The organism is Bacillus sp. PK6-16 (genome assembly GCF_056530295.1).
Genome location: NZ_CP096511.1, coordinates 4,187,026 through 4,206,964, shown reverse-complemented (window position 1 = coordinate 4,206,964; position 19,939 = coordinate 4,187,026). Strand labels below are relative to the sequence as shown.

Genomic DNA, 19,939 nt, shown 5'->3' with positions numbered 1-19,939 from the left:
CTGTCTATATGCAGTTAATAGAATATCACTTGCCACTTTAATTTTCTTTTAATATAATTAATTTAGAATTTTTAAATATTCTAAATTTTATAAAGGTGGGGTTTTTGTGAATCTCGTTCAATCTTTGGCTGAAACGGCAAAAAAGAAGGGGGATAAACCGGCTTATATATTTATGGATCAGTCGGTCTCATATGACCAATTAAACAAAATGGTCACAAGGTTTTCTGGCAATTTAGCAGAAATGGGCATTGGAAAAGGGGACAATGTCGCATTAGTTGTTGGGAACTCACCACATTTTTTGGTCGGTTTATACGGAACAATGAAAGCCGGAGCAACTGTTATTCCAGTTAATCCAATTTATACAGCAGACGAAATGCATTATATTTTACAAAATGGAGATGTAAAAACAATCATCGTACTCGACGTCCTTCTACCTGTTATACAATCTCTTACAACAAGACTTCCTTCATTAGAAAACATCATCATATGCGAAACCTCATCAGATTTTAACCATACAGAAACCGAAAAAATGAAAACGTTTACTAGTTTTGTGGGGACTGGAGATACAACTTACGAAGGTCCTGAACTAGATGAAGAAGATGTAGCGGTTATCCTATACACTTCGGGCACAACTGGAAAACCGAAAGGCGCTATGCTTACACATAAAAATTTATATAGTAATGCGAGCGATGTGGCTTCGTATTTACAATATACGGCTGATGACCGTGTTGTTGCGGCACTGCCTATGTTCCATGTATTCTGTTTAACAGTTGCGGTAAATGCACCGATTGTGAACGGGGCAACGATTTTAATGTTACCGAAATTTAGTCCGAAAGAAGTATTCCGTATTTGTCGTACGTATGAACCAACGATCTTTGCTGGCGTACCGACGATGTACAATTATTTATATTTATTTGAAGAAGCAAGTGCAGAAGATGTGAAGACGCTTCGTCTTTGTATTTCCGGTGGCGCATCGATGCCTGTTGCTCTTCTACAAAACTTTGAAAAACGTTTTAACGTTATTGTTTCAGAAGGATACGGTTTATCAGAAGCATCACCAGTTACTTGTTTCAATCCGCTAGATCGTCCTCGTAAACCAGGGTCGATTGGCACAAATATTTGGCATGTAGAAAATAAAATTGTAAATGAACTTGGAGAAGAAGTACCTGTCGGCGCAGTCGGCGAATTAATCGTTCGCGGACCTAACGTTATGAAAGGATACTATAATGCACCAGAAGATACAGCTGCGACATTGAAAGACGGCTGGCTATATACAGGTGACTTGGCGAAAATGGATGAAGAAGGTTACTTCTATATCGTTGATCGTAAAAAAGATATCGTCTTAGTTGGCGGTTATAACGTATACCCTCGTGAAGTAGAAGAAGTATTATATACGCACGAATCAGTAGCGGAAGTTGTTGTAATCGGTGTTCCTGATGAAAACTTAGGAGAAGCAGTGCGAGCTTACGTCGTTCTGAAACAAACGAACGTAACAGAAGAAGAACTAATGCATTACTGTACATTACATTTAGCGAAATATAAAGTGCCGAAAAGTATTGAGTTTTTAATAGAATTACCGAAGAATACGACTGGTAAGTTGTTAAGAAGAGCATTGAGAGAGAAAGCGATGCAAGTGTAAAAATGAGGCAACCATCTTTGAAGGTGGTTGCCTCATTTTTATGTATTGATTAAGCGGTGGTGCCATATATTTAAACCTTCATATGACCAACAAGGAGGAGATATACGTAGAACAGAAGGAATTAACGCTTACGGCGAGTGCAATATCTTATTTGTGATATTATGGATGAAATGAACTCTGAAAGTGATAAGAACGGTAATTTTAATCAAAATGGAGTAGTGGACTGTGAATCAATGGCTACGGTGTTAGTAAATGCATATAAATTAGAATGGAATGAAAATAGTAAGTTACCAAAAGAATTTGCTGATTTGAAAAATCATTGGGCTCGAAGTATGCCAATATTTTAGTTTAGTAAGAAAATTCAAATTCCAAGTTGACACATATGAATTACAGAATTAAAATGAAAAGAAATCGAATACAATACATTAGAAGCTAATCAGATAAACTGAAGGCGCACAATGTTCACATTTGTGAATATATTGTGTGCCTTTTTCTATTGTATAAACTAAGGGGGCTTAACAATGAAAAAGTGGGGTAAGACAGCGTTTATGAAAAGTACAGGTGTTTTATTATCAGCAGTTGTACTTTTATCAGGGTGTGGTTCGGCAACATCCACTAGTAATTCTGAAGGAAGTGGAGATAAAAAAACAGTTGAGCTTTTAAATGTTTCTTATGATCCAACGAGGGAGTTATATCAAGATTTCAATAAAGATTTTGCGAAGTATTGGAAAGAGAAGCATGGGCAAACAGTAAATGTAAAACAATCACACGGGGGATCTGGAAGTCAAGCACGCTCTGTTATTGATGGCTTAGAAGCAGACGTTGTTACACTAGCACTTGCTTATGATATTGATGCCATTAGCAAGAAAAAACAACTAGCAGAAGATTGGCAGAAGCGACTTGCGAATAATTCCACTCCATACACGTCAACAATTGTATTTCTTGTTCGAAAAGGAAACCCGAAAGGAATTAAAGACTGGGATGATTTAACGAAAAAAGGTGTGTCTGTCATTACACCAAATCCAAAAACATCAGGCGGAGCACGTTGGAACTATTTAGCGGCGTGGGGATACGCATTGAAAAAATATAATAATAGTGAAGATAAGGCGAAAGAGTTTGTTAGCCAAATTTATAAAAACGTAGAAGTATTAGATTCAGGAGCGCGCGGAGCAACGACAACATTTGTTGAAAAAGGAATTGGTGACGTATTAATCGCATGGGAAAATGAAGCGCTATTATCCCAAAAAGAGCTTGGAAAAGATAAATTTGAAATTGTAACTCCTTCTATTAGTGTACTTGCAGAACCACCAGTAGCGGTTGTAGATAAAGTCGTTGATAAAAAAGGAACGAAAAAAGTAGCAGAAGGGTATCTTGAATATTTGTACTCAGAAAAAGGACAGGAAATTGCGGCAAAAAACTTTTATCGTCCGCGTAATGAAAAAGTAGCAGAAAAATACACATCCCAATTTCCGAAAGTTCAATTATTTACGGTAGATGAACTATTTGGTGGCTGGAAAAAAGCACAAGAGAAACACTTTAATGACGGCGGCGTGTTCGATAAAATTTATCAAAAATAATGCGTACTGCTAAAGGGGGATGAGGTGAAAGAGGATGAGGAAGAAACGTGTTTTACCAGGGTTTGGATTATCGCTTGGATTTACAATGTTGTACATGAGTTTATTCGTACTTATACCACTTTCTATCGTATTCATTCAAACTTCACAGTTAGGTTGGAAGAAGTTCGCTGGGGTTATAACGAACGAGCGTGTGTTGCATTCCTATCAAGTTAGTTTTACAACTTCATTTGCAGCTGCTATTGTAAATGCCATTTTTGGTTTATTAATAGCATGGGTGCTCGTACGCTACAAATTTCCAGGGAAACGACTATTAGATGGACTCATTGATTTACCGTTTGCACTTCCGACAGCTGTAGCTGGTATTACACTTACAACGCTTTATGCGGAAAATGGATGGATTGGGAAAATATTTAGTCTGTTTCATATAAAAGTAGCTTTTACACCACTCGGAATTATCGTTGCGCTTACTTTTATCGGTTTACCATTTGTCGTTCGAATGGTGCAACCAGTGCTGCAAAATATTGATAAAGAAGTAGAAGAGGCGGCTTCGAGTTTAGGTGCATCCCGCTTGCAAATATTTGTGAAAATCATTTTACCAGAAATCTTTCCCGCTCTTCTTGCCGGTTTTTCACTTGCATTTGCAAGAGCATTAGGAGAATACGGATCTGTCGTTTTCATCGCAGGTAATATGCCGATGAAAACAGAAATTGCACCACTGATGATTATGACGAAACTAGAACAATATGATTACGCGGGGGCAACAGCTGTAGCGACCGTGATGCTTATTATTTCTCTCCTTTTCCTTCTTCTTATTAATATGATTCAAAGCTGGAGTAGAAGGCATGAACTAAAAAGTGAATAGGGGGAGAGAAAATGGAACCAACAGTATTAGAAAAGAAAATAGTAAAAAGCGTATCAGCTAAAAAAGAATCTAAGCTTGTACCAGGCGTATTAATTACGATTACAGTTTTATTTTTATCTCTCTTTCTATTACTGCCACTCATAACTATTTTTCTAAAAGCCTTTGAAAGAGGGATGGATGTATACTTTGCCGCTATCACTGATCAAGAAGCATTTTCAGCAATTAGGTTAACGCTTCTCGTTGCGTTAATCGTTGTGCCGCTTAATACGATATTTGGGATAGCGGCCGCGTGGCTTATTACAAAGTTTCAGTTTAAAGGAAAACAAGTATTACTCTCTCTTATTGAACTGCCGTTTGCTGTGTCGCCAGTTATCGCAGGATTAGTATTCGTTTTACTTTTCACACCGAGGGGTGCTCTTGGCGAATGGTTACTTGAACATGGAGTGAAACTCATTTTCTCTGTACCAGGCATTATTATCGCAACAATCTTTGTAACCTTCCCGTTCGTTGCACGTGAATTAATTCCGATTATGCAGGCGCAAGGGAAAAGTGAAGAAGAGGCAGCTTTATCACTTGGCGCAAGTGGCTGGAAAATGTTTTGGCGCGTTACGCTTCCGAATATCAAATGGGGTCTTTTATACGGCATGATTCTATGTAATGCCCGTGCTATCGGTGAGTTTGGAGCCGTTTCTGTCGTATCAGGTCACGTGCGCGGTATTACGAACACGATGCCGCTCCATATTGAAATTTTGTACAATGAATATCAATTTTCAGCAGCATTTGCAGTAGCGACGTTAATGTCATTAATTGCAGTGTTTACACTCGTTATAAAAAACTGGATTGAATGGCGAATGGAAAAACGACAATAAGAGGGGGATTACGGTGAGTATTCAAATTCAAGGTGTATCAAAGCAATATGGTACATTTCAAGCACTAACAGACATTCATTTGGATATTCCAAAAGGCGAACTTGTTGCCTTATTAGGCCCGTCAGGTTCTGGGAAAACGACGTTATTACGCATTATTGCAGGATTAGAAGAAGCGGATGGAGGCTCTATTTCATTTGATGGAGAAGATTTAACAGACATTCACGTGAAAAACAGGCAAGTCGGTTTCGTCTTTCAGCACTATGCGCTCTTTAAGCATATGAATGTATTTGAGAATGTCGCTTTCGGTTTAAAAGTAAGAAAGAAAAGCTTAAGACCGTCAGCAGAAGCGATAGAAGAAAAGGTAACAGAATTATTAAAGCTCGTAAAAATGGATGGCTTTGCTAAACGTTATCCAGCGCAATTATCTGGTGGACAACGTCAACGTATTGCACTAGCCCGGGCACTTGCAGTCGAACCAAAAATTTTATTACTCGATGAACCGTTCGGTGCACTCGATGCGAAGGTGAGAAAAGAATTACGCAGATGGCTCCGAAAATTACATGACGAATTTCAAATTACGAGCGTATTCGTAACACATGATCAAGAAGAGGCGTTAGACGTTGCAGACCGCATCGTTGTAATGAATGAAGGCTGCATTGAACAAATGGGAACACCGGAAGAAGTATATGAAAACCCAGCAAGTCCGTTTGTATATGACTTTTTAGGAAATGTAAATTTATTTCACGGCCGCGTTCATAAAGGAAAGCTAAATGTAGGATCGGTCGAACTAGAAGCACCAGAGCATAAGCACGTTTCCAACGTAGACGGAATAGCCTACGTAAGGCCACATGACTTATCAATCTCTCGTACGAAACAAAGCATAGATGCAATCCCGGCAAAAGTATCCTATTCTCACGCAGTCGGAAATATCGTATATGTAGAATTAAAACGAGACGGAACAGATGAATATTTAGAAGCAGAAATTACGAAAGAACAGTTCAAGCAGTTGAACATTCAAGCGGGTGATTTCGTATACGTACAGCCGAAAGAAGTGAAAGTGTTTATTCCGGAGGATTTTGTAATTTAAGAGTGTTTACTCTTAAATTACAAAATCTATTAATAAGAAAAGTTCTCCTAAAAGATATTTTAGGAGAACTTTTCTTTGTTTATCGTAATAACTTTTTCTCATATGAAATGTAGTCGGAAGTTTGTATATATAATAGCGGAGCGTGTTCAAACAACTATTTGATACGAGTAGTAAAGAAGATATTCTTCCTACTTTCTTACATAAAATTTTTAATTTTGGATATTTGTATCATATGTTTCTGCGACAAACACAAAGTCTACATGCTCTTTATCAATAAAAATACTTGTTTTAGATGGAAGACCTGTTATGGTAGAAACAATATCAACCTCAACAAGGTCAAATCCTACACGATAAGCATCTTCAATTTCAATTCCACCAGTTAGAAAATGTAATCCATCCCCAAATGACTTAAATACAAATACATTTTCTTTCAAACTTTTATTATCCATTTCAATCCATTCTTCGTTAATATAAATCTTAAATGTCGTGCACTTTGGAACACACTCGATGTGATGTATCCCTTTATAACTATTAAGCGAAAACATATAGGTATGAGTTTCTTTAAAGTTAATATCTATCCCGTATTTAAAAGCAAAGGTTTTATATACCATTTCATAAAACAATGGCATTACAATATCATCCCATGCGTCATAGGCAAAAGCATGAATTGGTATTAGATGAGGATATAAACTTACAATCGCTTTTTGAAAATTAAGTAAGATGGTTGTATCTGTAATTTCTTTTAAAGAATCATCTATTTCATGATCATAATCTTTCGAAATTCTGTTATCAATCATATGACAAACTCCTTACATAGTCTTCTATATACTACGTTTTTCCGCATCATCAGTTTGTTCCTTCTTCAACTAAATTGCAAGTTTAACCGATGATTCCAAAAAAGCCCTTGTCTTATTTTATCAATCGTTAAATGGATTGGGATACTACAAGCATTAATGAGAAAAGAAATCGTCTTTTCTTTTTTATGATAGATGTATTTATCTTTAATCTTAAATTATATAACAGAATTAATTATCTGAAATGATATTTTAAAAATTGTTATTAAATTGTCGTATTTTGTGCACAAAATCTTCAAAACTTTAAAACTGTATTTACTTTACTCTTTGGTTTATATAAATTGTGATATGTAACATTATATATGTTAAAAATATTTCAGTGAGGTGAGTTTATGGAAGGTAAGAAACAAAGGAAGTGGTATCAGTATTTAATACAACTTATCGTAGTTGCATTAATTGTTACTTCTATACCACTGAATGGGTTGGCAGAAACGGCACCACCGTTTACACCATCTCCAAATTCAGAACAAAGTCCAGAAGTGGAAAAGAAAGAGGAGCAGGAATTACCAGCTCCACATCCGGATCAATTAAAGAAGGATAAGGCTAAAGCACAGGCGAGTCCGACTGAGATTGTAGAAGAAAGAACGGAAACCGAAAAGGTTTTTGATAACAATGATGGTACTTTTACAAAGAGGGTATATACGGAACCGATTCATGCAGAGAAAGATGGAAAGCTAGAAGAGGTTTCGCCAAAATTAGTAGAAGCACCAAATGAAAAAATTGTAACGGAAAATACAACATTAGAACCAGAGTTCGAGAAAGCGACACAAGATGGAAAGTACGTTCAATTTAAAGTAAAAGATCATACGATTCAGTATAAACTAATAAGTGCAAATGGTGAAAAAGGTGAAATGAAGCCATCACCAGTCACTGCAACACATGAAAATAATACAGTATGGTATAAAGGGGTCTTCCCAAATATTGATTTAAAGAGTACGACATTCAATGAAAATGTAAAAGAAGATTTTGTATTACGTGAGTATACAGGACACCACATTTTTACATTTGCATTAGAAACAGATTTAACACCTAGCTTACAGGAAGATGGTTCAATCGACTTCCAAGATGAGAAAAAAGAAAAAGTATTCACATTGCCGAAACCATATATGAATGATTCCAATGTGGACCAGCAATCAGGCGAGGCTGTAACGTCAGATGCAGTTCGCTACAATATTGAGAAGAAAGATGAAAAAACATATACATTAACTGTTACTGCAGATCCGCAGTGGTTACAAGCACCAGAGCGAAAATATCCGGTATATGTAGATCCTTCAATTGAATTGGATAATTTTGAAAATGCTTACGCTTCAAGTGCGTATCCAACTGTCAATTATTCAGGGGGAAAACTTTGGGATTCAGGTCAAAATGCTTATACGTTAAAAGTTGGATATTATGATGGAGCATCTGGAACTAATTTTTCATTTATTAAACCAGATGTTTCAAACTTAAAGGGTGCAAAGATTGAAAGTGCAACATTCCATGCCTATGCAGTTTGGCATTATTATGCGAATCAACCCAATGGTGTTTGGTTAGATGAAGTAACAAGTGGATGGAATGTTGGAAGTGTAAACTGGAATAACAAACCAGGTTCTAACAACATTGCACACGCTGATGTGGGCCGCGGAAAATGGGCCCAGTTCAATGTAACGAATACAGTGAAAGCATGGGTAGAAGGCGCGAGACAAAACAATGGCTTTAAGCTACATGCAAATGGTAATGGTCAAAACCATTGGAAGAAATTCATTGCAGCTGAAAATGGAACGAATGCACCATTCTTGGAAGTGAAATATTCCTACGCAAAACCAAATAAGCCAAGAGTACAAGCTTACTCAAATGGGAGTGGGAGTGGTTCAGGTCACTTCAATGTACAATGGGACGCAGTTCCAGGAGCAACAGGTTATAAAGTTGCCATTTTTAATGGATATGACTATGAATATATTCCTGTTGGGAATGTGACAAGCTGGACGACGAAAGATAAAAAAATATTCCCGACGCCAGAAGAAATTGCACAAGGGCGTTACTGGATACATGATGACGGAAAAGGTGCAGAAGCGCCTACTAACCCAGGACAAATATATAAAAATGCTTACGAGTCAGGAGGTCCGTACGGGGATTATAGCGGAAGAAGTAGCTACTGGATTCGTATTGTAGCAGAGTATCCGTTTGGGGATAGTCCACTTTCAGATGAAATAGTTCCATTTATTCCATTAGAACAAGTGAAAAAGCCAGACGGATCGGCCTACATTAATGCGACAGATAAGGAAACAGGATATGTCACATTAAAATGGGATGCAGTTCCAGCGGCTGCAGGCTATAAAGTTTGGATTTATAACGGAAAAGATTACGAAGCGTTCGATGTAGGAAATAAAACAAATTGGACAACGCAAAATGAGAAAATTTGGCCAACGAAAGATGAAATTGCAAAAGGCCAATATTTACTTCATCATGATAAAAAAGGTGCAGAATTAGCAGTTGATCCATCACCTGTGTATAAGAATTCTGGCGGAATTTATGCTGGCTTTAAAAATTATTGGTTCCGTGTAACAGCGTATAGTAAAGCCGGACATGCTGAAAGCGAAATTTCGCATGAGTTTGTACCTAAATTTGCTCAAGACTTTGGGTTTATAGGGATGTTTGATTACTGGGCATCAGTTCCGGTACTAAATGGTACAGTGAATGCTACAAATGGTAACTTTATCATGAGTGAGAAAGATATTACGTTATCAGGGCGCGGACCGGATGTATCAGTAGAAAGAACGTATAATAGCCAAAGTAAAAAAGTAGGTTTATTTGGTACAGGTTGGTCTAGTGGATTAGAAGAAAGAATTTTGGCTGAAGGAAATGGAAACTTACTATTAATTTCTGCCGATGGCGCAAATATTACTTTTACTAGAACGGGAGATAATACGTATCAAGCTCCTACTGGTATATATTTAGAAATTAAACAAGTATCAGGCGGATATGAAATAAAAGATAAAGACCAAACGGTTACTTTCTATAAATCTGGCGATGCACAAGGGCGTATCCAGTATACAAAAGATAAATATGGAAATACGACGACATATGAGTATGATGGTGAATCGCGTTTATCAAAAGTGAAAAATGCTTCTGGCAAAGAGTTAGTCGTACAATATGACGGAAATAATAAAAAAGCAGCAAGAGTAATCGGCCCAGATAGCAAAACGATTACATTTAAATATGATGGAGATTTACTTGTTTCTTCTACAACACCAGAAGGAAAAGCATATAAATACGGATATGATAATGGATTATTAACATCTATTTATGATCCGCAACATACAGATGCAAAACCATATAAAACATCATATGCATACGAGAATAATAGGTTAGTAAAAGTAACGGACCCATTAGGGAAAGCTACAACATTAGCATATAATACAGATGCGAAAGAAGTTACGTTAACGAATCCTAAAGGACGTAAGACTGTTTATACGTATAACGATGCTGGAAATCCAGTCAAAACAGTTGAAGATTCTGGACGTCTAAATTTAACAACGACGTATGAATATAATGCAAATAACCTAGTAAAAACAACAACTCCTAAAAATCAAACAGAAACAGCGACCTATGATGGTAATGGGAATGTAACTTCTGTTACTGATGAAATGGGAACAGAAAAGTTTGAGTACAATAAAGACAACGGGCTTATAAAAGCGACAGATAACGAAGATCGTAAAACAACAGTTGCTTATAAAGCAGCAAATACAGAAGTATCTGAAACTGACCAAGCTGCACACACGTCGTCCGTCACCTTCCATGATAAACATGGAAACCCAATTGAAACAAGTAAAGAACTAGGAACAGGAGAAAACCTGATTCAAAATCCAAGCTTTGAAATGAATGGTACGGAAAAATGGGTACCAGTAAATGCGAATAATTCTGGATCTATTATAAAAGATGCAACACCGGCACCAGGTGGTCTGGGCGGAGAATCATCACTTAAAATTTCAACAAAAGCAACGAATAATGATTGGGGCTATATTGCTGCAATTCAAGAAGTAACGTTAGAACCAAATACAACGTATACGTTAAGTGGTATGATAAAAACGGATTTAGCCAATGGTGCTGGTTTCTTCAATGTACAGTTATTAAATGAAAACGGTGCTGGTATAGATGGTGGATGGCATGATACTCGTCACAATAAAGTTCAAGGAACGAGGGAATGGGTTAACCGTCAAGTTACTTTTAAAACAACAGAACAAACGAGAAAAGTAAAAATCTATTTACAAGTAGAAAATGGCGGTTCTGCTACGAGTGGTTCTGTCTGGTTTGATAAGATTCAACTAGAAAAAGGTGAAGTTTCTTCTAGCTTTAACCCAATTGAAAATAGTAGTTTAGAAAATATGGCAGGAAATGGCTGTATGCCAGGTTGGATTAGAGGAGATGGAACAAGCTGTGATCCGAAAGATGTTTCTCAGCAAGAGAGCTTTACGGGACATTCATCTATTGTATTAGAGCGTAGCCAATATGGTGGTTCAGATGTAGGATATGGCAAGCATATCACTATAAATCAGAAAAAAGCAGAACCAATTACGCTAACAGGAATGTCTAAATCAGTAAATGTAGAAAATACTGCACCAGATAAACTCTCTCGAGATTACTCTATTTGGGCAGATGTACATTATCAAGATGGTAGTGGGGAAAATTTCCAAGCGAAATTCCCAAGTGGGACAAATGATTGGAATCGTAGTGCGGTTGTAATCCCTGCCACTAAACCAATTAAACGTATGGAAGTTTATCTGCTCTTTAGAAGAGAGAATAAAGGAAAAGTTTGGTTTGATGATATACGCCTATTAGAAGGAAATGCTCTTATAAAAAATGAGTACGACAACGATGGAAATGTTGTTGCGACGTATGATGAAGAAGGACAGAAAAATACATTCGCATACGATGCATCAGGAAATAAAAAGAGCGAGACAGATGAAAAAGGAAATACAAAACTATATGATTATAACAAAGATAATCTATTAACAAAGGTTACATTAAAAAATGGTACCTCTGTAAATTATCGTTATGATCATAATGGAAACACAACAGAGAAATCTGTCATGTTTGGCGGAAAAACGCAAACACACAAATATGAATATGATGTAGATAATAAAAATACAGTGTATATCGATGCGTTAAACCGTCGTATTGAACATACGTACGATGAAAATGCAAACAAGATTAAAACAAAAATGCCAAATGGATCCATTTTAGAATCAATTTATGATACAGCAGACCGTGTCATTGGTGAAAAACGCAATGGAAAAGATTCATTTACTTTTGAACGTGATCAAAATGGACAAGTTACGAAAGTGAAAGACCATGTCAATGGTGTAGAACGTACGAAAACATACGACAAAGCTGACCGTGTCACAAGCGCAACAGATAGCCGAGGCGGAAAAGTTGACTGGGCATATCACGACAAAGCAAACAGTAAGACAGAAAAATTAAAAGAACAAACAGTAACGCAAGGCGGATACACAAATAAAGTATCGTATGACTACAACACGCTAGATCAAAACATTCGTGTGACAGACGGTTCTCAAACGTATCGCTTTGATTATGACGATCAAGGAAATGTTCGTACGTATACAGCTGGAAATGGTTCAGGTTCTACCTTTAACTACGACCATGCGAACAAAATTAAAGATTTAGTAGTAGGTACGTCAAATAGTATTCTTTTATCAGAACGATATGAATACGATCAAGCCGGTAACCGTACGAAAATTAAGCATGAAGGCGCGGGCGGAAAAGTAACAGAAACAAACTTTGTATATGACCCGATTAACCAATTATTAAATGAAGCACTACCAAACGGAACAACTAAATCTTACACATACGATGGATTTGGAAACCGTACAAGTGTGAAAGTTGTAGAGAATGGAAAAGAAACAAAATCTATAGCGGCAACATTCAATGAAGGAAATCAGCTTGTAAAATTCGGGAACGAATCGTTAACGTATGATGCGAATGGTAATCGTACGTCTGATGGAAAGTACAAGTATACATGGAATGAAGACGATCAAATTGTAGCTATCACAAAACAAGGCGAGAGCAATGCATTCGCAACTTATAAGTATGACGAGGATAATCGTCGTATTGAAAAGAGTGTAAATGGTCAAGTAACACGTTATTTCTATGATGGAGACAGCATTAACCCATTATATGAGACAGATGGAAATGGGAATGTCCTTCGTCAATATGTATACTCTACAAGTGGCGCGCGCCTAGCAATGAAATCAAAAGGACAAACATTATATTACCACTACAATCCTCGTGGTGATGTCGTTGCGATGACAGATCAAAATAGAGAAGTTGTAGCAACGTATGAATATGATTCATGGGGTAACGTATTAAAGAGCGACGCAAAAGGTATCGCAGCAGATAATCCATTTGGATATGCGGGATACATGTATGATAAAGAGATCGGCATGTATTATCTAATTGCGAGATACTATAATCCGGAGCATGGTGTGTTCTTATCGATAGATCCAGAGCCGGGTGACGAAGATGATCCTGTGACACAAAATGGATATACGTATGTAGATAATAATCCAGTAATGTTAATCGATCCAGATGGTAATATACCTGTTGCTCCACTTGTAGTAGCTGGAGCGAGAATGGCTGCCCCTCATGTAGCTCGCTATGCAGCTAAAAAATTAGGTAAAAAAGGTGGACACTATGTATATAGATATGCTAGAGGTCGAGGTTTTGAAAAGAAAGTATTAAAAGAGCTTGGATTAGCGAAAAATACTAAAAAGGTAATGGGCCGGATTCCTGATAGTTTATCTAAAGGGAGAATTACAGAAATTAAAGATGTCCGAAAGATATCATATTCCAAGCAGTTTAAACAATATGCGAAGTCAGGTAAGCGGATTGATTTGATAGTTTCTAAACATTCTAAAGTTTCCAAGCCGTTAATAAATGCGATTAACAAATCTGGTGGGAAAATAAAAGTACGCTATGGAAAAAATAAATATTATACTTATAGATAATATTTATAAATTTAAAAAATGGAGGTTTTTATGTCTATACAATTAGATATTTATACGAAGGAAGATATTTCTTCGCATGAATATGCAAAATTTTTCTTTGAAGCAATCGAAAAAATGGGATTGAAATTTACAAAAATGGCACAATATGAACCAATTAATAAAGTATTTACAATTGAACAGGCTTTGAAGATGTGGATGCATGAAGAACCAGGTTGCTATGATTTTGAGTTAGATGAGATGATGGGTACAGCCGGTGGAATGCTTGGGAGAGGAAATGGCTTTTGGTTTAATGTAGCGTGGTGGAAAGATTCTAGGGGGAAGAGTATCAATTACTTAACTATATCGTTCACAAAGAAAATTTTTACTAAATACCAAAAAGAAATACTAAGTTTTTTTGAAGGAGCATTGGTTGAGTTTAATGCTATATACGGATATATCAGTGATGAAAAAATGGTAGATAGACAACATATAACAGGAACAATAAAGAATAGAATACCTGGAATATTTGAATATAATTATTTCGGGAAATCATTTGTTGATTTTATAGGGAAGGATAAGCTTCAATCTCTTCCATGGTCTAATTCTTTTCCGCTAAACGAAGGACTACTAACAGTTTTAAATGATAAGAAGGAAGAAGAATTTTTACTGTTAGAACAGCGAACGAAGGAGCTCATTGGATTGAACCTTTTTAATGGGAAATCAAGTGATTATCCAGATGTTTTGAAGGGATAGAAAAAGATTCATGTCTTTTTGAGAACTATTTTTAGAAAGAAGAGCTTATATAAGCTCTTCTTTCTTTGTATATATTAAGGTAGCTTAGTGGTAAAAACATATATGGTGTGTGGGATAATCTTATTAAAAAGTGATGCAAAAAGAATCATGATAGACAAACTTTGTATATGACCCGATTAACCAATTATTAAATGAAGCATTACCAAACGGAACAAGTAAATCTTACACATATGATGGATTTGGAAACCGTACAAGTGTGAAAGTTGTAGAGAATGGAAAAGAAACAAAGTCTATAGCGGCAACCTTTAATGACGGAAATCAGCTTGTAAAATTCGGAAACGAATCGTTAACGTATGATGCGAATGGAAATCGTACATCTGATGGGAAGTATAAGTATACATGGAATGAAGATGACCAACTTGTAGCGATCACAAAACAAGGTGAGAGCAATGCATTCGCAACATACAAATATGATGATGATGATCGTCGTATTGAAAAGAATATAGATGGAAAAGTAACACGTTACTTCTATGATGGAGATAGTATTAATCCATTATATGAAACAGATGGAAGTGGAAAAGTTCTTCGTCATTATGTGTATTCAGCAGATGGTGTACGCTTAGCGATGAAATCAAATGGACAAACATTATATTATCACTATAATCCACGTGGTGATGTCATTGCGATGACGGACCAAAATAAAGAGGTTGTAGCAAACTATGAATACGATGCGTGGGGTAATGTATTAAAGAGTGATACAAAAGGTATTGCAGCAGATAATCCGTTTGGATATGCGGGATACATGTATGATAAAGAAATTGGCATGTATTACTTGATTGCAAGATACTATAACCCAGAGCATGGTGTGTTCTTATCGGTGGATCCAGATCCGGGTGATGAAGATGATCCGATTACCATGAATGGGTATACGTATGGTGATAATAATCCGGTGATGAAGATTGACCCAGATGGGCATGTCGCTTGGTGGATAGCTGGTGCGTTAGGTGGAGCTGCTTGGGATGTTGGTACTTACTTATGGAATAATCGAAAAAAAGGGTATTCTTGGAAAGGAGTAGGGAAATCAGCACTAAGAGGAGCGGTGGCAGGAGTTGCACTAGGTGGAGTTGGAAGAGTTGGCTATTTCGCAGCAAAATTAAAATATAGTATTCATGCGACAGAGCACTTAGCGAACCCAGCGCGTCAAATGTCTAAAGCTACTACAGTATTAGTTCGAAGTTTTGGTAGAAAGCATATAGATAAAAGAAATCCACATGACCGATTTGTGCAAACGTTAGGTAAAAAACATATTGTTGTATCAAAAACTAAAAAAAATAACATTATTAGTCTAGGGCATCGCTCGAAGAAGGATAAAAATTGGAAGAAGGTGAAATGGTGGAAATAAAAAAAGAAATTGAGTTGGTGTTTTTAGGGGATGAAAAAAAGATAACCATTGTATCATTTGGGTCTATGTATCCAAATGATGATGAGCTGTATTTACGTGATTTACAACTGAATTTCTTAGCTGTATCCTCGAATAATATTCATTATGAGTGTAAAGGGCCAATGTTTTTGACGAGTGAAATAATTAAATTTGGGGAAGAACTAGAAGCATTACTACGAAAAGATATTAAGGAAGCTGTATTAAGTGCTGATGAAGAGGAAATAGAATTTAAAGTGAAGCTAAAAAAAAATCGATTTTTAGTATACTTTACTTTTGTTAAAAATGATTTGATTAATGAAAAATGGGAGTATGAAACATCATTCGGGATGGAAGTAAAAGTTGTAGAAGAGATGTGTTGTAAAATAAAAAAAATATATAGTTAATTAGGAGGTCATTGAAAAAGTCCACTTAAAAAGAAAAAGAAAAAGAAAAAGGAGTTCATCCCCTACTATTTACAGGGGATGAACTCCTTTTTTCGAAATAATCACTTTTTTGGTGGAGGGTTTGATAAAATGATTTCTTATGGTATTTATTACAAAGGCTATGAATCTAATAAAAGGGTATAGTTATTAAAGACTGCTTGTATTTATTGATAGCAAGGAGGGGATGATAATGAAATTCCTAAAATATGAAGATGGACAAGTATTAAATATGTTATATAAACAAGGTATAGACTTTAATAAAACACACATAGTGTATTTCTTTATTGTAATTCCTGATCAAGACAATAGGGAAAAGTAATTGGCAGATTACAAGCATTGGATTTAAAGTGTGAATTAGTTTTAATGAAGAATTTGAAGATAGGGATTGCGCGTTATTATAATCCAGAACATGGTGTGTTCTTATCGGTGGATCCTGATCCGGGCGATGAAGATGATCCGGTTACGATGAATGGGTATACTTATGCGGATAATAATCCGGCGATGATGACGGATCCAGATGGGCATGCTGCTTGGTTAGTTGTTAATGCTGGTTTTGCGCTTTATGATGGATATGGGGCATATAAATCAGGAAAAGGCGCAAAGGGAATTGCTAAAGCGGCTGCCAAAGGTGCAATTGGTGGTGGTAAACTTAAAGTTGCAGGTAAAGTGGCAAAAACAGCTGCTATTTATCTAAGGACAAATAAAGCAACAGGAAAACAATATGTTGGTAGAGCGAAGAATATGCAAAGGTATGAAAAGCGCCAAAAAGAACATGCAAAGAAAAATAATGCCAAATATGATTTTCAGATTTTACTTAGAACGAAACCAGGGCGACAAGCAAGAAGATATGAACAAAAAATGATTAATAAATTCGGCGGCCCGCAAAAATATGGTGGGAAACTGGAAAATGCACGTCATGAAATCGCTAAGAAAAAATGGAAACAATACTATGTTTAATTAGTGAAGGAGTGAATAAATGCAATCAGTATTATTTAATAAATTAAATTACACGTTACAGGTCGGAAAAATTCGTATGTTTATACCGGATTTTAGTTCAAAAGAATATATCCTTTTTGAGGATTTAGCCGGGCTTTTAGATTTAGAGACAAATTATGATGCAATGGTTTTCATACGAAATCAAGTTAAAGAAGCGGGAATAAAAGGTAAAGTCCGTTTTGATTCAGAGAGCGATTGTGTAGAGATATATTCAACAAATGGAAAGACAATGTTACAAGTGGCGATTTTGGTGAATAAGCTTATAGACGAAGAATTTACATTTGAGAATAAAAGAGAGTATGAACAATTCATTGAATCTTGGAAACGACCTAAAAAACAAAAATGGAAAGTTGGGGATGTATTTTCTATCTCTTTACCAAATGAAACATATTTTTTCGGACAAATTGTTGAATTGATGGAAGACGTGTTTCCTCTATGTGTTATATTCGATTTACATTTGAAAACGGTACCTACTAAAGAGGAGATCGATAATGCTAACATTTTAACAGCTTTGATGCTTAATGGAATGGTATTTGACGATTATACTCTTAAGGTTATTTTTGATATGGAAATAATGGGAGAAATAAATGAAAACACTAGGAGAAATCCAGTTCGAAATGTGACTTGGTCTACGTCTCATTTAATAGATTTCTGCATGGAATACAAGTTAGAAAAGAAACAAAAGTTTGTAGAAGAGATATCCGCTAATAGAAATTTTATAATTGAGTATAACTGAGGATAGCAACTTTTATCCGTACTATAAAGCGATTTAAGGGAGATTTATAAATGACAGAAAAAATTCATGAAAGACAAGAAAGAGAAAATCAGGATATAGAAACATTAGCAGCTTTGGAGGATGCAGGATCTAATTTAACGAAAGTGCACTATCTAGAACATTACTTTTTAGTAGATACAATAGAGACTGCAGAGAGAATTGCAGAGGTACTACATGTAAAAGGTTATGATATTTATGAACCATCTGAACAACTTTCAGAAGATGGGTTACGTTACTATGTATTTATAGTGGGGAAAAATTGTATACCAACAAAAGAAAATGTTTGGGAAGAAACAAAGCAAATGGCTGAGTTAGCGATTTTATATAGTGGAACATGTGATAGTTATGACGGATGGGAAACCCAAGTAATAGAATAAGTTCGGTGGTAAGGTTTGAAAAAAGCATAAGCAGAACAATGTTTAGGTAATAGCTAGTAATTGTTGAAGTTCAGTGTACATTGAAAAGGCGGAGTCTCTTGGAAGGCTTCGCCTTTGTTTATATAAGATATAAATTAGTCTTATTATTCTACCACTACCGTGCACGTGGTGATGTAGTAGCGATAACAGATCAAAATGGACAAGTGGTAGCAAACTGTGAATATGATGCTTGGGGAAATGTCCTAAAGGGCGACGCAAAAGGAATAGCAGCAGACAATCCATTTGGATATGCGGGATACATGTATGATAAAGAGATTGGCATGTATTATCTAGTTGCGCGTTATTATAATCCAGAGCATGGTGTGTTCTTATCGGTGGATCCTGATCCAGGTGATGAAGAATGGATATACGTATGGTGATGATGGTGGATCCGGATGGACATTGGGCATATCGTCTTTGGGTGACGACACAATTGTGGATTTATGATGACAGAACAGCTTATGCTAACTCTAGGGGAGTAAAAGCGGGAATAAAGGGTTGGGCAGAGAGCTATAGTTTTAATTTTATGGGTGGAGGGAATTTTATTAGTAAATTGGGATCGTTTATAACGGGAGCATCTAAAGGGTGGAAACAATCTAAAACAAAATGTAAGGTAAAGGCGTCCCAAGTAAAAGTTGGAAATCGAAAAGCGATGCAAAGTGTGCTGAAAAGTGCAGGTAAACAAGCAATAAAGGCTGCTATAGTAAGAGGTAGTAATAAAGCTGTAGGAGTATCATCTAAGGTGATTTTAAATGCTGTTAAAACTGGCGAAAAAGTTATACAAAGCGGCGGTAGAACTAAATCTACTAGTAAACAGGCTGTAGTAGTTTTAAATAAAAAAGGTAAAGTAATTACAACTTTTGCTAAGGGTTCAAAATAAACTGGGAAAGGAGAAGATAAGGTTGTTTAAATTAAATAAAGAGATGCAGATTTTATTGAAACAGACATTAGAATCACAAAATAAACATTTACTATGGTTAAATGTTTATGAAGACTTAAGTATGATAGAAACTGAAAAAATAAATAAATTGAGAGATATTATAGTAGATGAATTAATGGAAAAAGGTTTTGATGAACGAGACAATATAAACGATTTGGGAAGAGCATTAGAAGAGCTAATTGATATCTTAGGAAATTTAATACCTTAGAAAATGTTAAGCTGTATGGCAATGTTTTTAGCAGATGGAAAGTTCCGTTAATTACAGAATGAAAGATTATATAACTTTTAACAATGCGCTTAATACGAGTGTAGCTATGATTAGAGA

General features: G+C 36.1%; 15 protein-coding genes and 4 pseudogenes. 17 read left to right on the top strand and 2 right to left on the bottom strand.

Annotation, left to right across the window (positions count from 1 at the left end):
• Positions 1-106 precede the first annotated feature (106 nt).
• From M1D66_RS21590 to M1D66_RS21565, 6 genes are all read left to right on the top strand, one after another.
• The gene (locus tag M1D66_RS21590) at positions 107-1,639 is read left to right on the top strand and encodes a fatty acid--CoA ligase family protein (protein WP_006916060.1); all 1,533 of its coding nucleotides are present in this window, start codon (positions 107-109) and stop codon (positions 1,637-1,639) included.
• Between the two features lie 170 nt (positions 1,640-1,809).
• Positions 1,810-1,986 (top strand): hypothetical protein, encoded by a 177-nt coding sequence (locus M1D66_RS21585; protein ID WP_043936635.1) that lies wholly within the window; start codon positions 1,810-1,812, stop codon positions 1,984-1,986.
• A 174-nt stretch (positions 1,987-2,160) separates the two neighbouring features.
• On the top strand, positions 2,161-3,216 hold the full coding sequence (locus tag M1D66_RS21580) for a sulfate ABC transporter substrate-binding protein (protein WP_000758703.1): 1,056 nt from the start codon (positions 2,161-2,163) through the stop codon (positions 3,214-3,216).
• A gap of 34 nt (positions 3,217-3,250) precedes the next feature.
• A complete protein-coding gene (gene cysT / locus M1D66_RS21575; RefSeq protein WP_001227879.1) occupies positions 3,251-4,078 on the top strand; it encodes a sulfate ABC transporter permease subunit CysT in 828 nt (275 codons plus the stop codon).
• A gap of 11 nt (positions 4,079-4,089) precedes the next feature.
• Positions 4,090-4,947 (top strand): sulfate ABC transporter permease subunit CysW, encoded by an 858-nt coding sequence (gene cysW / locus M1D66_RS21570; protein ID WP_000433861.1) that lies wholly within the window; start codon positions 4,090-4,092, stop codon positions 4,945-4,947.
• Between the two features lie 13 nt (positions 4,948-4,960).
• On the top strand, positions 4,961-6,034 hold the full coding sequence (locus M1D66_RS21565) for a sulfate/molybdate ABC transporter ATP-binding protein (protein ID WP_000027093.1): 1,074 nt from the start codon (positions 4,961-4,963) through the stop codon (positions 6,032-6,034).
• A 209-nt stretch (positions 6,035-6,243) separates the two neighbouring features.
• Here the strand turns inward: M1D66_RS21565 and M1D66_RS21560 are convergent, their stop codons facing one another.
• A complete protein-coding gene (locus tag M1D66_RS21560) occupies positions 6,244-6,831 on the bottom strand; it encodes a hypothetical protein (protein ID WP_000566764.1) in 588 nt (195 codons plus the stop codon).
• 389 nt (positions 6,832-7,220) lie between these two features.
• Here M1D66_RS21560 and M1D66_RS21555 point away from each other — a divergent pair, with 389 nt between their 5' ends.
• From M1D66_RS21555 to M1D66_RS21520, 8 genes and pseudogenes are all read left to right on the top strand, one after another.
• Positions 7,221-13,892 carry a DNRLRE domain-containing protein gene (locus M1D66_RS21555; RefSeq protein WP_242554786.1) on the top strand — a complete coding sequence of 2,224 codons (6,672 nt, stop codon included), beginning with the start codon at positions 7,221-7,223 and terminating at the stop codon, positions 13,890-13,892.
• Positions 13,893-13,922: 30 nt separating this feature from the next.
• A complete protein-coding gene (locus tag M1D66_RS21550; RefSeq protein ID WP_065211719.1) occupies positions 13,923-14,624 on the top strand; it encodes a hypothetical protein in 702 nt (233 codons plus the stop codon).
• A 154-nt stretch (positions 14,625-14,778) separates the two neighbouring features.
• Positions 14,779-16,026 (top strand): annotated as a pseudogene (locus tag M1D66_RS21545) (RHS repeat domain-containing protein); the annotation flags it as partial.
• The gene (locus M1D66_RS21540) at positions 15,999-16,448 is read left to right on the top strand and encodes a WapI family immunity protein (RefSeq protein WP_071716684.1); all 450 of its coding nucleotides are present in this window, start codon (positions 15,999-16,001) and stop codon (positions 16,446-16,448) included. The pseudogene M1D66_RS21545 and the gene M1D66_RS21540, both read left to right, overlap by 28 nt.
• A 229-nt stretch (positions 16,449-16,677) precedes the next feature.
• Positions 16,678-16,876, top strand: a pseudogene (locus tag M1D66_RS21535) (ribonuclease E inhibitor RraB); the annotation flags it as partial.
• Positions 16,872-17,138: pseudogene (locus tag M1D66_RS21530) on the top strand (RHS repeat-associated core domain-containing protein); the annotation flags it as partial. The pseudogenes M1D66_RS21535 and M1D66_RS21530, both read left to right, overlap by 5 nt.
• Before the next feature lie 325 nt (positions 17,139-17,463).
• Positions 17,464-18,219, top strand: coding sequence for an Imm26 family immunity protein (locus M1D66_RS21525; protein ID WP_001192248.1), 756 nt, complete (start codon positions 17,464-17,466; stop codon positions 18,217-18,219).
• Between the two features lie 50 nt (positions 18,220-18,269).
• A complete protein-coding gene (locus M1D66_RS21520) occupies positions 18,270-18,635 on the top strand; it encodes a ribonuclease E inhibitor RraB (protein WP_242554784.1) in 366 nt (121 codons plus the stop codon).
• A gap of 42 nt (positions 18,636-18,677) precedes the next feature.
• On the opposite strand, the pseudogene M1D66_RS21515 reads toward M1D66_RS21520, so the two are convergent.
• Positions 18,678-18,779: pseudogene (locus tag M1D66_RS21515) on the bottom strand (IS6 family transposase); the annotation flags it as partial.
• A gap of 59 nt (positions 18,780-18,838) precedes the next feature.
• Here M1D66_RS21515 and M1D66_RS21510 point away from each other — a divergent pair.
• The 3 genes from M1D66_RS21510 to M1D66_RS21500 are packed head-to-tail and all read left to right on the top strand — an operon-like array spanning position 18,839 to position 19,822.
• Entirely contained in the window at positions 18,839-19,054 is a 216-nt protein-coding gene (locus M1D66_RS21510) for an RHS repeat-associated core domain-containing protein (protein ID WP_395940373.1), read from the top strand.
• A complete protein-coding gene (locus tag M1D66_RS21505; RefSeq protein ID WP_242554783.1) occupies positions 19,036-19,554 on the top strand; it encodes a hypothetical protein in 519 nt (172 codons plus the stop codon). Before M1D66_RS21510 ends, M1D66_RS21505 begins: the two co-directional genes overlap by 19 nt.
• A 22-nt stretch (positions 19,555-19,576) precedes the next feature.
• A complete protein-coding gene (locus M1D66_RS21500; RefSeq protein WP_000475564.1) occupies positions 19,577-19,822 on the top strand; it encodes a hypothetical protein in 246 nt (81 codons plus the stop codon).
• The last annotated feature ends 117 nt before the right edge of the window (positions 19,823-19,939 follow it).

Bases quoted from the DNA above. Each gene is read 5' to 3' on its own strand.
- M1D66_RS21585 (WP_043936635.1), top strand. From the start codon at position 1,810: ATGAACTCTGAAAGTGATAAGAACGGTAATTTTAATCAAAATGGAGTA.
- M1D66_RS21555 (WP_242554786.1), top strand. From the start codon at position 7,221: ATGGAAGGTAAGAAACAAAGGAAGTGGTATCAGTATTTAATACAACTT.
- M1D66_RS21520 (WP_242554784.1), top strand. From the start codon at position 18,270: ATGACAGAAAAAATTCATGAAAGACAAGAAAGAGAAAATCAGGATATA.
- M1D66_RS21580 (WP_000758703.1), top strand. From the start codon at position 2,161: ATGAAAAAGTGGGGTAAGACAGCGTTTATGAAAAGTACAGGTGTTTTA.
- M1D66_RS21560 (WP_000566764.1), bottom strand. From the start codon at position 6,831: ATGATTGATAACAGAATTTCGAAAGATTATGATCATGAAATAGATGAT.
- M1D66_RS21525 (WP_001192248.1), top strand. From the start codon at position 17,464: ATGCAATCAGTATTATTTAATAAATTAAATTACACGTTACAGGTCGGA.
- M1D66_RS21550 (WP_065211719.1), top strand. From the start codon at position 13,923: ATGTCTATACAATTAGATATTTATACGAAGGAAGATATTTCTTCGCAT.
- cysW (WP_000433861.1), top strand. From the start codon at position 4,090: ATGGAACCAACAGTATTAGAAAAGAAAATAGTAAAAAGCGTATCAGCT.
- cysT (WP_001227879.1), top strand. From the start codon at position 3,251: ATGAGGAAGAAACGTGTTTTACCAGGGTTTGGATTATCGCTTGGATTT.
- M1D66_RS21505 (WP_242554783.1), top strand. From the start codon at position 19,036: ATGGATATACGTATGGTGATGATGGTGGATCCGGATGGACATTGGGCA.